10 protein-coding genes are annotated in these 14,005 nt (G+C 66.6%); 2 read left to right on the forward strand and 8 right to left on the reverse strand.

Annotated features, from left to right (window positions below; translation table 11 throughout):
- Positions 1-111: 111 nt before the first annotated feature.
- Positions 112-2,751 carry a glycosyltransferase gene (locus ABLE91_RS14845; protein ID WP_510181951.1) on the forward strand — a complete coding sequence of 880 codons (2,640 nt, stop codon included), beginning with the start codon at positions 112-114 and terminating at the stop codon, positions 2,749-2,751.
- 221 nt (positions 2,752-2,972) lie between these two features.
- A complete protein-coding gene (gltA, locus tag ABLE91_RS14850) occupies positions 2,973-4,277 on the forward strand; it encodes a citrate synthase (protein WP_348931792.1) in 1,305 nt (434 codons plus the stop codon).
- A 162-nt stretch (positions 4,278-4,439) separates the two neighbouring features.
- Here gltA and lpxB read toward each other — a convergent pair whose 3' ends face one another.
- From lpxB to dxr, 8 genes are all read right to left on the reverse strand, one after another.
- Positions 4,440-5,621, reverse strand: coding sequence for a lipid-A-disaccharide synthase (gene lpxB / locus ABLE91_RS14855; RefSeq protein WP_348931794.1), 1,182 nt, complete (start codon positions 5,619-5,621; stop codon positions 4,440-4,442).
- Positions 5,621-6,505, reverse strand: a complete 885-nt coding sequence (locus ABLE91_RS14860; protein WP_348931797.1) for an LpxI family protein — start codon at positions 6,503-6,505, stop codon at positions 5,621-5,623. The genes lpxB and ABLE91_RS14860 overlap by 1 nt, the downstream gene beginning before the upstream one ends.
- 2 nt (positions 6,506-6,507) lie before the next feature.
- A complete protein-coding gene (gene lpxA / locus ABLE91_RS14865) occupies positions 6,508-7,314 on the reverse strand; it encodes an acyl-ACP--UDP-N-acetylglucosamine O-acyltransferase (protein WP_348931800.1) in 807 nt (268 codons plus the stop codon).
- 1 nt (position 7,315) lies between these two features.
- Positions 7,316-7,831, reverse strand: a complete 516-nt coding sequence (gene fabZ, locus ABLE91_RS14870; RefSeq protein WP_348931803.1) for a 3-hydroxyacyl-ACP dehydratase FabZ — start codon at positions 7,829-7,831, stop codon at positions 7,316-7,318.
- Positions 7,828-8,892, reverse strand: coding sequence for a UDP-3-O-(3-hydroxymyristoyl)glucosamine N-acyltransferase (gene lpxD / locus ABLE91_RS14875; protein ID WP_348931804.1), 1,065 nt, complete (start codon positions 8,890-8,892; stop codon positions 7,828-7,830). The genes fabZ and lpxD overlap by 4 nt, the downstream gene beginning before the upstream one ends.
- Before the next feature lie 62 nt (positions 8,893-8,954).
- A complete protein-coding gene (gene bamA, locus ABLE91_RS14880; protein ID WP_348931805.1) occupies positions 8,955-11,363 on the reverse strand; it encodes an outer membrane protein assembly factor BamA in 2,409 nt (802 codons plus the stop codon).
- A 179-nt stretch (positions 11,364-11,542) separates the two neighbouring features.
- Positions 11,543-12,688, reverse strand: coding sequence for an RIP metalloprotease RseP (rseP, locus tag ABLE91_RS14885; RefSeq protein WP_348931806.1), 1,146 nt, complete (start codon positions 12,686-12,688; stop codon positions 11,543-11,545).
- Between the two features lie 140 nt (positions 12,689-12,828).
- A complete protein-coding gene (dxr, locus tag ABLE91_RS14890) occupies positions 12,829-13,998 on the reverse strand; it encodes a 1-deoxy-D-xylulose-5-phosphate reductoisomerase (RefSeq protein WP_348931808.1) in 1,170 nt (389 codons plus the stop codon).
- Positions 13,999-14,005: the final 7 nt, after the last annotated feature.

Consider the following 14,005-nt stretch of genomic DNA (forward strand, 5'->3'; position numbering starts at 1 on the left):
GGCGGTGCCGACCGGTGGGGCAGGTCGAAAGGGTGCTCCGTGACTTTTGGCTGGAACCGTTGCCAAAAGCCAGCGTTCACGGTTCGCCTTCCCTTCGAGTGGGTCCCGCCAATGCGTCCCGGCCTTGCTGCAGCTGCAGCGATCATCGTGGTTGTGACTGGGTTTCACGCTGCGATCTGGTATTCCCTGCGCCCTGCTGGAACCGCTCCGGCAGTGACGGAGCGTTTCTCCAGCCTGTCCTTCGCGCCCTATAGCCGGGACGTGCGCCACCCTGACAAGGGCCCGCCGGTCACGGCGGACCAGGTCCGCTCCGACGTGGATGCGGTGGCCAATTACACCCGCGCGATCCGCACTTATTCGTCCACCATGGGCCTGGAGCTGATCCCGGCCATCGCAGCCGAGCGCGGGCTGAAGGTGACGGTGGGCGCCTGGATCGACAAGGACGAGACCCGCAACGCGCTGGAAATCCAGAACGCGGTCGGCCTCGCCAAGCACAATTCCAACGTCGACGCCCTGGTGGTCGGCAACGAAACCATCTTTCGCGGTGAAAAGAGCGCGGCGGAGATGGCCGAACTGATCCGCACCGTGAAGCGCCAGACCAACGTGCCGGTGACCACCGGCGAGATCTGGAACGTGTGGCTCGACCATCCCGAGCTGGTGTCCGCCGTCGACTTCATCGCCGCGCACATCCTGCCCTACTGGGAAGGCGTGACCGCCGAGAACGTGGTCGACCGCTCCATCGACATCTATAACCGCCTGCGCGCCGCCTATCCCGGCAAGCGCATTGTCATCGCCGAGTTCGGCTGGCCGTCCTCCGGCTATAACCGCGACGGGGCGGTGCCCGGCGAGATTGCCCAGGCCAATGTCATCCGCACCTTCACCTCGCGGGCCGAGGCGCTGGGCATCGACTACAACATTATCGAGGCGTTCGACGCCCCCTGGAAGAGCTTCGAAGGCTCGGTCGGCCAGTATTGGGGCGTGTTCGACGCCAACCGGCAGCTGAAATTCTCCCTCACCGGCCCGCTGGAGCAGAAGAGCTTCGGGCGCACGGCGATCCTTGCCTTGCTGCTGGGCGTCGCCTTCTGCCTGCCCATGCTGCGCGCCGGCCCCATGACCGTGTCCCAGGGCGCGGCGCTCGCCGCTGCCGCCTGCGGTGTCGGCGCGTGGGTCGCCCTCGTCTTCGACCACTGGGCGACGCACTACGTCACCGGCGGCAATTACGTCACAATGGTGCTGTCGCTGCTTCTGCTGGGGCCGCTGGCGCTGGTGCTGCTCTATCGGGTGGAGGAACTCTCCGCCATCGCCTTCGGGCGCGCCCCGACCCGGCTCGTGGAGCTGCGGCCGCGCGGCCCGGCAACCCGCCATCCCAAGGTGTCCATCCACATCCCGGCTTATCGTGAGCCGCCGGAGATGCTGAAGCAGACCCTCGACGCGGTCGCCCGCCTCGAATGGCCGAACCTCGAATGCATCGTGGTGCTGAACAACACGCCGGACCCGGCGCTGGTGGAGCCCGTGCGCGCCCATTGCGAGACCCTGGGCGAGCGGTTCAAGTTCCTGAACATCGAGAAGATGGCCGGCTTCAAGGCGGGCGCGCTGCGCATCGCCATGGAGCACACCTCCGCCGACGCCGAGATCATCGGCGTGATCGATGCCGACTATGTGGTGCATCCCGACTGGCTGAAGGACCTGGTGCCGGTGTTCGACGATCCCACGGTCGGCCTCGTCCAGGCGCCCCAGGATCATCGCGACGCCCACCTCTCCCCCATGCACGAGGCCATGAACGCCGAATATGCCGGCTTCTTCGACATCGGCATGGTCCAGCGCAACGAAGAGGACGCCATCGTCGTCCATGGCACCATGTGCCTGATCCGCCGCGCGGCCATGATGGAGGCCGGCTCCTGGTCGTCCGACACCATCTGCGAGGACACCGACCTCGGCCTCTCCATCGCCGAGAACGGCTGGAAGACCCACTATACCCGCCGGCGCTACGGCTGGGGCCTGCTGCCCGACACGTTCGAGGCATTCAAGAAGCAGCGCCACCGCTGGGCCTATGGCGGCTTCCAGATCATCCGCAAGCACTGGCGCCGGTTCCTGCCCAGCGCCTCGCGCCTCACCACCTCGCAGCGCCGGCACTTCCTGCTGGGCTGGGTGTCCTGGCTGGGCGCGGAATCGGTGGGTGCGCTCGCCGCGGTGCTGTCGCTGCTGTTCGTCCCGTTCGTCCTGACCATGGGCATCGCCGTGCCGGCGCACGTGCTCACCTTGCCCATCATCATGACCTTCGTGGTCTATCTGCTGCACTTCATCGCGCTCTACCGCATGCGGGTGGCCACCACGCCGCTGCGCATGGCAGGCGCGGCGCTGGCGGCCATGGCGGTGCAGTTCACGGTGGCCAAGGCGGTGTTCGATGGCTTCCGCTACAAGGATCTCGCCTTCGCCCGCACCGCCAAGGGCGGCGGCTGGCTCTCGGGCGCGGCGCGCTCCTTCCCGGCCCTTCCCGAGGCCGTGGTGGGCGGGCTGCTCCTCACCAGCGCCATCTTCCTCCACATGACCAACTGGCATGTGGTGCGCGAGGTGGACCTCTACGCCCTGGCGCTCGCCATCCAGAGCCTGCCGTTCCTGGCGGCGGCGCTGATTGGCCTTGCCGAGACGTCGAAGGTCAACGATTTCGCCACGTGGCGCGTGCTGAAGGCGCGGGTCTCGGCCTCGGCCAAGAGGCTCCGGCCGACCCCGCCCCCCGCCGTCGCGGAGTGAGCTGACGGATGCTGCTTTCCAAGGCCCGGCCTCACCGCCGGGCCTTTCTTTTTGGGCTGCCCCAAGGTCAAAAAGTCCGGAATATCAGCCTTCTCGCCCCGATGCCTTCAAAGGAAGCACGGTCACGCTTGCGGCGAAAATGGGGAGGGTTTAGGACTGCCCGGAACCCTTCGCATTTGCGATAGCGGTATCACTCAGCCGCACAAAGGATGGGAGATCTCATGGACGCCACCACAAACACCGCATCAGCGAAGCTTACAGTGGGGGATAAGAGTTGGGATTTCCCGGTCCATGGAGGCACCATCGGCCCCCAGGTGGTGGACATCTCCAAGCTCTACGGCCAGACGGGCCTGTTCACCTACGATCCCGGCTTCACCTCCACCGCCTCGTGTGAAAGCAAGATCACTTACATCGACGGCGACGAGGGCATTCTGCTCTATCGGGGCTATCCCATCGAGCAGCTCGCCGAGAACGGCGACTTCCTGGAAACCTGCTACCTCCTGCTTTACGGGGAACTCCCCACCGCCGCGCAGAAAGCGGACTTCGACTTCTCCGTGACCCGTCACACGATGGTTCACGACCAGATGAACCGCTTCTTCCAGGGCTTCCGCCGCGACGCCCACCCCATGGCCATCATGGTGGCCTCGGTCGGCGCGCTCTCGGCCTTCTACCACGACTCAACCGACATCTCGGACCCGCAGCAGCGCCTCATCGCCTCGATCCGCATGATCGCGAAGATGCCGACGCTGGCGGCCATGGCCTATAAATATTCCATCGGCCAGCCGTTCGTGTATCCGAAGAACGACCTCGACTACACGGCGAACTTCCTCAACATGTGCTTCGCCGTGCCGTGCGAGGACTACAAGGTCTCCCCGACCCTCTCGCGCGCGCTGGACAAGATCTTCATCCTGCACGCCGACCACGAGCAGAACGCGTCCACCTCCACGGTGCGCCTCGCGGGCTCCTCGGGCGCCAACCCGTTCGCCTGCATCGCCGCCGGCATCGCCTGCCTCTGGGGCCCTGCCCATGGCGGCGCGAACGAAGCGGCGCTGAAGATGCTGACGGAAATCGGCCGTCCCGAGCGCATCCCGGAATTCGTGAACCGCGCCAAGGACAAGAACGATCCGTTCCGCCTCATGGGCTTCGGCCACCGGGTCTACAAGAACTACGACCCGCGCGCGAAGATCATGCAGCAGACCACCCACGAGGTGCTGAAGGAGCTCGGCATCAAGGACGATCCGCTGCTGGACGTCGCCATCGAGCTGGAGCGCGTCGCGCTGCACGACGAGTACTTCATCGAGAAGAAGCTCTACCCGAACATCGACTTCTATTCGGGCATCACCCTGAAGGCGATGGGCTTCCCCACCACCATGTTCACCGTGCTGTTCGCCCTCGCCCGCACCGTGGGCTGGATCGGCCAGTGGAAGGAGATGATCGAGGATCCGAGCCAGCGCATCGGCCGTCCCCGCCAGCTCTATACCGGCGCCGAGCAGCGCGACTACACGCAGATGGCCAAGCGCAAGTGATCCTTGCGGCCGCTGCGTGACCCGAACTGGCGTTATGGCCGGGCTTGACCCGGCCATCTCGTGGGAATGGGATACGCCACGGCAAAAATGCCCGGACAAAGTCCGGGCATGACGTGAAGAACCTTTGAATGGAAGAAGCGCGGCTCCCGGGCCGCGCTTTTTTCATGTCCGGGGGACTTGTCCCGCCGCCGTCTCCAGCACCGCCGCCGCCGCGCGCAGGCTGGGCGCCGCTTCCCCCACACCGAAAATCTCTTCGAGACGGGCGAACGCCTCGATCTGGCGCCGCCGGTCCGCCCCGTCGAGGAGGACGGCATCAAGCGCGGAAGCGAGCTTTTCCGGCGTGCAGTCATGCTGGAGGAATTCCGGCACCACATTCTCGTCCAGCACGAGATTGGGCAGGATCACGCTCGGAATGGTCAAAACGTAAGGCGCGATCAGCGCCTCCCAGCCTGCCACCTTATAGGCCGCGACCGTGGGCACGCCGGCGAGCGCCAGTTCCAGCGTCACCGTCCCGGAGGCGGCGAGCGCGGCGCGGGCGGTGCGGAAGGCAGCATGCTTCTCCGCCTCCGACGTGATGATCCGCACCCGCACCGGCCATTGGGCGACGACCGCCTCCACCATGGGCAGCAGGCGTGGCAGGGTCGGCAGAACGAATTCAGTGTCCCGGCCCACCGATACCAGGCCGAGCGCCTCGCCGAACACCGCGCCGAGGCGCTCGATCTCCAGCCGGCGGCTGCCGGGCAATATCAGCACGCGGTAAGGCCGCGCCGCCCGGCGCGCCAGCTCGGTGGCGGACGGGCGCAGCGCGCCAAGCCGCTCCAGCAAAGGGTGGCCAACATAGGTGGTGGGCGGTCCGCCGAGGCGCTTGTGCACGCCCGGCTCGAAGGGCAGCAGCGCCAGAAGATGGTCGATGGACGGCCGCATGGCCTTGGCCCGGCCCGGCCTCCAGGCCCAGACGGTGGGCGAGACATATTTGACGATGGGCAGGTTCGGCATGCGCCGGCGCACCCGCGCGGCGACGCGGTGCGTGAAGTCCGGCGCGTCCACGAGCACCAGGATGTCAGGCGCGGCGGCGACGATGGCGTCCACGGTTTCCGACAGCCGCCGCAGGATCACCCGCAGTTTCCCGAACACCTGGGCAAAGCCCATGACGGTGAGATCGTCCATGGGAAACAGGCTTTCGAGGCCCGCCCCCGCCATGCGATGGCCGCCCACCCCCTTGAAATGCACGCCGTGCGGGGCGAGGCGCACGAGCCCCTCCATGAGCGCGCCGCCAAGCTGATCGCCGGATTCCTCGCCCGCCACGATGAAGACGCTGAGCGGCCTGTCCGGAAGCTCCGCCATCACGCGCTCCCCGGCCGGACGCCGAGAATGAACAGGCCCGCTTCGTCGGCGATCCGCACCAGCTCCAGGGAATCGGGAACGATGACGCCGCCCGCCTCGAAGGCGATGCCGGCGAGCCCGGCCTTGGCCGCCTCCCGCACGGTTGCGGGGCCGAGGGACGGCAGATCGATGCGTCGGTCCTGGTCCGGCTTCGGCGCCTTCACGAGGACGCCCCGGCCCGCCGGGAATCGCAGGCGCCCGCTCTCCCGCATGCTGGCATAACGCGCCAGGACGGCATCGGTGCCCTCGGCCGCTTCCACGGCGGCGACGAAGCCGTCCACAACGATCACGCCCTGCCCCACATCGAAGGGGCCGAGCGTGCGCACCACCTTCAGGCCGAGGGTGATGTCCGCTTCATCGGAAGCCGTCGGGACGATGGCTCCGAGCTGGCCCTCGGGCAGCAGCAGGCTGGGCACCGCCTCATGGGCGCCCATCAGGTGGAAACCCTGCTCGGCGACGAGGCCGAGAACGCCAGACAAAAGGTGGTTGTCGCCGCCGCGGAACAGCCGGGCGATGCGCGGGAGGAGGCGCAGCATGGTCCAGTCCATGCCGAGGTCACGCACCCTGGGGCGCGTGAGGCTGCCCACCATGACCACGTCGCGCACGCCCAAGGCTTTCGCCCGCGCCGAAACCCCGCCAAGGGAGCCGAGCCGGAACCAGAGGTGCGGATAGCGTTCCAGAGCGGGATCGGCGAAGCCCTGGATGAGCAGCATCACCACCTCGCGCCCCTCGGCGCGCACGGCTTCCGCCACCGCTGCGGGGAAGGCGCCGCCGCCCGCGACGATGGCGAGCGGCCCACGCGAAGGTGCGGCTCCGTCCGTGGTCGGGGCGGATGCCGGGGGCAAGGCTAGTCCTCGGCGATGACGCCGCGCGAGGGGCGGCAGAGCGGCCGCTTCTCCCCGGCGTCGACGAAGGTCACGATGGCACGGGCGAATTCCGAAGTCTCCATCTGGGCGCGCAGCTTCGCGAGCCGCTCCTCGAACACACCCTCGCCGAAGAACAGGTCGCGATAGGCCGCGCGGGCCGCGTGCAGGTCGGTCCGGGTAAAGCCGCGCCGCTTCATGCCGATGGTGTTGAGGCCGACGAGCCGCGCCGCCTGCCCCAGCGCATAGCCGAAGGGGATCACATCCTCCCGCACGCCGGTTATGCCGCTGATCATAGCCTGGGCGCCGATGCGGGTGAACTGGTGCACCGCGCACAGCCCGCCGAGGAAGACGTGATCGCCCACCTCCACGTGCCCGCCGAGGGTGGCGTTGTTGGCGAAGATGACATGGTTGCCGACGATGCAATCGTGCCCCACATGGGAGCCCACCATCATCATGCAGCCATCGCCGATGCGGGTGACGCCGCGGCCCGAGGCGGTACCGATATTGGCCGTGGCGTGCTCGCGAATGACGCAGTCCGCGCCGATGACCAGTTCGGTCCGCTCGCCCTTGTAGTGCACCGACTGCGGCGGCGTGCCGAGGGAGGCGAAGGGGAAGACCTCCGTGCGCGCACCGATGGTGGTGGCGCCGGAAATGTTCACATGGGAGTGGAGCTTCACCCCGGGGCCGAGCTTCACATCGGGCCCGACCACGCAGAACGGGCCGACGACCACATCCTCCGCCAGATCCGCCCCATCCGCGACACGTGCGAGTTGATCGATGGATGCCACGTCAGAAGCCGGTAATCATGGCGCCAACGCGCGCTTCCGCGACGAGCTCGTCGCCGACGCGCGCCTCGCCGCGATACCACCACATGTTCCGGCGCTTCGACACTTTGGTCATGTGGTACTCCAGCACGTCTCCCGGCACTACGGGACGACGGAACTTCGCTTCATCAATGGTCATGAAATACACCAGGGGGGCCGGCTGATCCTTCGGGATGCCGCCCTTGGAGAGAATGCAGATGACGCCCGCGGTCTGGGCCATGCCCTCGATGATGAGGACGCCGGGCATGACCGGATTGCCGGGGAAATGCCCCTGGAAATGCGGCTCATTCACGGTGACGTTCTTGATGCCCACGCAGGAGAGATCGCCGTCGATGCGGTCGATCCGATCCACCAGCAGGAACGGATAGCGGTGCGGCAAGCAGGACAGGATGCTCTGGATGTCCGCAGTAAAGAGCGTCCCCTGCGGGCAGCCCCCCTCCTGAGCCTCGGCCGCACCGGCCCCCGTCAGGTTCTCGCTCATTGATCGCCGCCCTCCCCTGAGCGATGTGCGCCCGCCTCGGCGAGGCGCTTCAATGTGGTGATCTCCCGGAACCAATCGCGCACGGGCTTGGCCGGAGAGCCGCCCCAGCGCACGCCCGGCGGCACGTCGTCCTTGACGTTGCTCGTGGCCGCGATCTGGGCCGCATCGCCGATGGTCACATGGCCGATCACGCCCACCTGCCCACCCAGCATCACGAAATCACCCAGGGTCGCGCTGCCGGATATGCCCGTCTGGGAGATGATGATGCAATGGCGCCCGATGACGACGTTGTGGGCAATCTGGACGAGATTGTCGATCTTCGTGCCCTCGCCCACCACCGTGTCGCGCAGCGCGCCACGGTCGATGGCCGTGCCGGCGCCGATCTCCACATCGTCCTGGAGCACCACGCGGCCGATCTGCGGCACCTTGATGTGGCCGCGCGGGCTCGGCTGGAAGCCGAAGCCGTCCTGCCCCAGCCGGGCGCCGGGATGAATGATGACGCGGTTGCCCACGAGCGCATGCAGGAGGGTCACGCTGGGGCCGATGGAGGTATCCCGGCCGACGCGCACATTCGCGCCGATCACCGCGCCGGCGCAGATGACCGTGCCAGCACCGATCTCCGCATTGGGGCCGATCACCGCGCCGGGATCCACGGTGACGCCATCCTCAAGCCGTGCGCTCGGATGGATGAAGGCGCCGGGGGCGATGCCCTGGTGCTCGAAGATGGGCTGCGGCCGCAATGCCAGGGAAAAGAGGGTCCGCGTCACCGAGACGAAGGCGTTGGCCGGGCGGGGAGAGGTGAGGACGACGACGCCCTCGGGCGCATCGGCCGCCAGCTTCTCGGTGGTGATGCAGACACCCGCCCGCGTCGCCAGGAAATCCGAGCGGTAGCGCGGGGAATCGAAGAAGGCGAGGTCGCCCGGCCCCGCGTCAGACAGCGTGGACACGCCGCGGATGAGCGTCGCGTCCGCCCCCGTCCCGGCAAGGCGCGCGCCGCTGAGGGACATCACCTCGCTGAGGGTGAGCGGCGTCGGCAGCGGAAAGAATCGGGGATCGTTCATGGTCCGAAATGCAAAGCGGGCGCCGCGCGCAGAACGCCGGCGCCCGCGTGAGAGGGGTCAGATCAGAACCGGGTGCCGCCCGAGAAGCGGAACGCCTGGTCCTGGTCGTAGGTCTGCTGGGACAGGACCCAGGCATAGTCGAAGCGCAGGGGACCGAACGGCGACTGCCAGATCAAGCTCGCGCCGACCGAGGAGCGGATGCCGTTGTCGTCGGCCACGCAGACCGCACCGGTGGCATTCTTGGAGCCCGCCGGGCACACCGTGCCGTTCGGCGCGTTCGGGAAGACGGTGGGCCCGGTATAGTCCCACAGCGAGCCGGCATCGGCGAAGACGGCGCCCTTCAGGCCAACATCCTTGGGCAGGAAGCTGAGCGGGAACTGCACTTCGGCCGAGGTGCCCCAGTAGGCCGTGCCGCCCAGCGAGTCGAGCTGGTAGGAGTTGATGTCGCGCGGGCCGATGCCGGACGGGGCGAAGCCGCGCACCAGGTTCGGACCCATGAAGAAGTTGTCCATGATGCGCAGGTCCTGGTCGCCCCAGGCCGTCACATAGCCCGCCTGGCCGCGCAGCAGGAGCACCCAGTCGTTCATGAGCGGGTAGTAGAAGCGCACGTCGCCGGTGGTGCGGATGAAGTTCACGTCACCGCCGAGGCCGGCGAAGTCCTGCTTCAGTTCGGCATACAGGCCCGAAGTGGGGTTCAGGTTGCTATCGAGGCCGTTGAAGCTAAGCGTGTAGCCCGCAGCCGAGGTGATGGTCGCGCCCTGGGCAACGGCCTCGATGACGGCCCACGAAGCAAAGCCGGGAGGGCACGTGAAGTACACGCCCAGGCCTTCGCCGCATTCAAGGCTCAGGTCGCGCTGGTAGATGTTGTAGCGCAACGCCAGGGTCACCTCGTCGGTGATAGGCAGGCCGAAGCGGAAGCCCGCGCCCAGGGTCTGGCTGTCATAGGAGGTGTAATTGGTGGAGCTGGTCTCTTTCCAATACAGGTCGAAGCCGGCGGCGAGGCGGTAGCCCATGAAGTAGGGCTCGGTGAAGGAGAATTCCGCGCCCTGGGCGTACTCACCCAGCGAACCGGACACGCGCACATACTGGCCGCGGCCGAGGAAGTTCTTCTCACCCAGCGAGACTTCGCCGATGAAGCCGTCCGAGGTGGAATAGCCACCCGACACCGAGAACTCGCCGGTGGGCTGGTCTTCCACGTCCACCACCAGGATGATGCGGTCGGGCGCGGAGCCGGGCTCGTTGGTGATCTTCACGGTCTTGAAGTAGCCGAGATTGCGCAGACGGCGCTCGGCGCGGTCCACCATCACGCGGTTATAGGCATCGCCTTCGCCGATATCGAATTCGCGGCGAATGACCCAGTCGCGGGTGCGGGTGTTTCCGCGCACCTCGATGCGCTCCACATAGACGCGCGGGCCTTCCTCGACCACGAACAGGATGTTGATCTTGCGGGCGTCGAAGTCGCGATCGCCGCGCGGGCGCACCTGGGCGAAGGCGTAGCCGCTCTTCGACACCTCGATGGTGATGTTCTCCACCGACTTCTCGACCAGCTCGGCATTGTACACTTGGCCGGAGCTCATCCGCAGCGCGTTGCGCAGGTTGGCGGCGGGCACGTCCTTGATGTTCGAGACGATATCGACCGTGCCGAAGGAATATTGCGGGCCTTCCTCGAGGGTGATCGTGATCACGAAGGCCTTGCCGTCCGGCTCCAGCTCCGCAGTGGCGGAGAGGATGCGGAAGTCCGCATAGCCGTTCTTCAGGTACCAGCGGCGAAGCAGTTCCTGGTCCGCATTGATGCGGTCCGGATCATAGACGTCCGTGGACTTCAGGAAGGACAGCCAGTTGGTGGTCGTCGTGGTGATGACGTCCTTCAGCTTGTAGTCCGAGAACGCCTTGTTACCGACGAACTTGATGTCCTTGACGCCGACCTTCTCGCCTTCGTTGATCTCGAACACGAGGTCGACGCGGCCGTTGCCGCGGTCGATGGTGACCGGGTTGACGCGGACGTCGTTGCGGCCCGAGCGGCGATAGACCTCAAGGATGCGCTGGGTGTCAGCCTGCACGGTCGCCTTGGAGAGCGTGCCGCGCGGCTTGGACTGCACTTCGCCCGCCAGCACCTCGTCCTTGATCTTCTTGTTGCCCTCGAATGCGACGCGGTTGATCACCTCGTTCTCGGACACGCGGACCACGATCCGCCCGCCCTGCTGGGAGATGTTCACGTCGGAGAACAGGCCGGTGGCGTAGAGGGCGGTGAGCGCCTCATTGATCTTGGCGGGAGTGACCGGGCCGGAGCCGAAATAGGAGCGGATGGTGTCCGCATCCACACGCCGATTGCCTTCCACCACGATGTTGCTGGACTGGGCCGCGGCGGGGCTTGCGATGAGGAGAGAACCGGCGGTCGTCGAGACCGCGACGAGAGTCGCGATGCCCAGGACGGCGGCCAGCTTCACGAAAACCCGGACCGGAGCAGTCATATGGCACGCAACCTTGATTTCGTTGTTCTGAAACCCGCGCTTCAAGAGCGACAGATTCCGACCTTCGTGGCGCTTGTACAAGCTTTTGACCGCGCTGCAAACGCCTGACGCAACAGCGACTTCAGGTTTTCCCGCCACCGTTGCCCCCACGCCACGAAACCACGCCGCCCGCCAAAAACCTACATGGTCGCCAAGTGGATGACGTCGTTCCATGTGGCGAAGACCATCAGCATCAGAACGATCGCGAGGCCGATCCGGAAGCCGATATCCTGCGTGCGGGGGCTAAGCGGGCGCCCCCTTACCGCCTCCACAGCGTAAAACAGGAGATGGCCACCGTCCAAGAGCGGGATGGGAAAGAGGTTAAGCAATCCAATCGACACGGACAGAACCGCCGCAAGCGACAGAAGCGCACCGATTCCATAGGTGGCTACCTGCCCAGAAACCTGGGCAATGCGGATGGGTCCGCCGAGCTGGTCTGCCGATTCCCGCCCCGAGATGAGCCCGCCCAGATAATCGAAGGTGCGCGCCACCACGAACCAGGTTTCCTGCGCGCCGAGGCCGACCGCCTCGATGGGCCCGTAGCGACGGGTCGAGACGTCGGAGGGCGCGAGGGAGCGGGTGATTCCCAGAAGGCCCATGCGATGGACGTTGCCGAACGCGTCCTTCATCTCCTTCAACTCGGGCGTGGCCGACAGCGAGACCTCGGCATTGTCGCGCTCGACACGGAAGGCCAGAGGCCGGCCCGCATTGCCGCCGACGATGCGCTGCATGTCGGCGAAGCTCTCCACGGGGGCGCCGTCGATGGTCAGCACCAGGTCGCCGGGCTTGAAGCCGGCACGCTCGGCCGCGCTGGCGGGCGCCACCTGGTCCACGCGCGGGGCGGTCACCTGACGGCCGAAGGTCATGAAGACAAGGGCGAAAATCACGATGGCGAGGATGAAGTTCGCGATCGGGCCGGCGGCGACGATGGCGGCGCGCCAAGCCAGGGGCTGGAAGAAGAAGCTCTCGCGGCGCTCCTTGGGCGACATGCGCGCCAGCGCCTCCGCATCGGGCGTGCTGGCCGCATCCTCATCGCCGAAGAACCGGACATAGCCGCCCAGAGGCACGGCGGCGAGCCGCCAGCGCGTGCCGTGGCGATCGTTGAAGCCGAAGAGTTCGGGCCCGAAACCGAGGGAAAAGGTCAGCACCCGCACACCGGCGCGCCGGGCCACCCAGAAATGTCCGAGCTCGTGGAAGAACACCACCAATGTGAGGACAAACAGGAACGGAACCAGATAACCAAGGAGCGACGAGCCCCAGGAACCCATACCCGCCAAGACTTCCATCGTGTGTTCCTCGATCGCTCCGCCCCGCGCGCTCACGCGGGTAAGGGCCTGTTCCGCCTCGCAGGAACCACCGTGCCGCCACACTTACGTGGCGACCAGGATACCTCTGTGGTCAGGAAACCCCTCGTCCTCTTCTCTAACTAAGATGCCTTTGCGGCAAACTTAGGCAAGAGCGAAAGCGCAACATGTCGCGCCCCAGAGTCGAGATCGAGCGCATCCGCAACCGAGGCGGGCACAATACCGAGCGGCAGCTTGGCCATGGTTTCCTCGACGATGGCCGCAATGCCAAGCATGCCGATTCGCCCTTCAAGGAAGGCTGCGACAGCGATTTCATTGGCACCGTTGAGCACCGTCGGCGCGCTGCCGCCGGCTTCCATGGCCGCGATGGCAAGGCGCAGAGCGGGAAACCGCTCGAGGTCCGGCGCCTCGAAGGTCAGCCGCCCCACCTTGGCCAGATCGAGCCTGCGGCAAGATGTGTCGAGGCGCTCGGGAAAACCGAGGCAATGGGCGATGGGCACGCACATATCCGGCATGGCGAGGCCCGCCACAACCGAGCCGTCGCGAAAAGAGACGAGCCCGTGCACCACCGATTCCGGATGCACCACGGTCTCCAGGCGGTTCGCCGGAATTCCAAAAAGATGATGTGCCTCAATAAGTTCGAGGCCTTTGTTCATAAGCGTCGCAGAATCGATGGTGATCTTGGCGCCCATGGACCAATTGGGGTGGCGCAGCGCATCCTTGGCGCTCGCCCGCGCGATCTCCTCGCGGCTGGCGGTGCGGAACGGCCCGCCCGAGGCCGTGATCGTCACTTTCTCCACATCCTCCCGCCGGCCGGCGGCCAGTGCCTGGGAGATGGCGTTGTGCTCACTGTCCATGGGCAGCAGCACGGTGCCCGTACGCTCCGCCTCGGCCATGAAGAAGGCACCGGCGGCGACAAGACATTCCTTGTTCGCGACCGCCACGCGCCGGCCCCGGCCGAAGGCAGCTACGGTAGGGACAAGGCCGGCAATGCCGGAAATGGCGGCCACGACCATATCTGCCGGGCGTTGGGCGGCATCGAGGACCGCGCCCGGACCCGCGCCGCAGGCGATGCCGGTGCCGGACAGAAGCTCGGCAAGCCGTCGCCCGGCCTGGGGATCGGCGATGGCAGCAAAGCGCGCGCCGAGATCCACGGCCAAAGCGGCCAGGGCTTCCGGATCGCGACCGCCGGCCACGGCTTCGATCTGGAAACGGCCAGGAGCCTCCTTGAGCACCTTGACGGTGCTCCTGCCGACGGAGCCGGTGACGCCGAGAATGGACAGGCTGGCCATGCTTCGT

This window comes from Aquabacter albus (genome assembly GCF_040049275.1).
In the GTDB taxonomy this organism is placed as follows: Bacteria; Pseudomonadota; Alphaproteobacteria; order Rhizobiales; family Xanthobacteraceae; genus Aquabacter.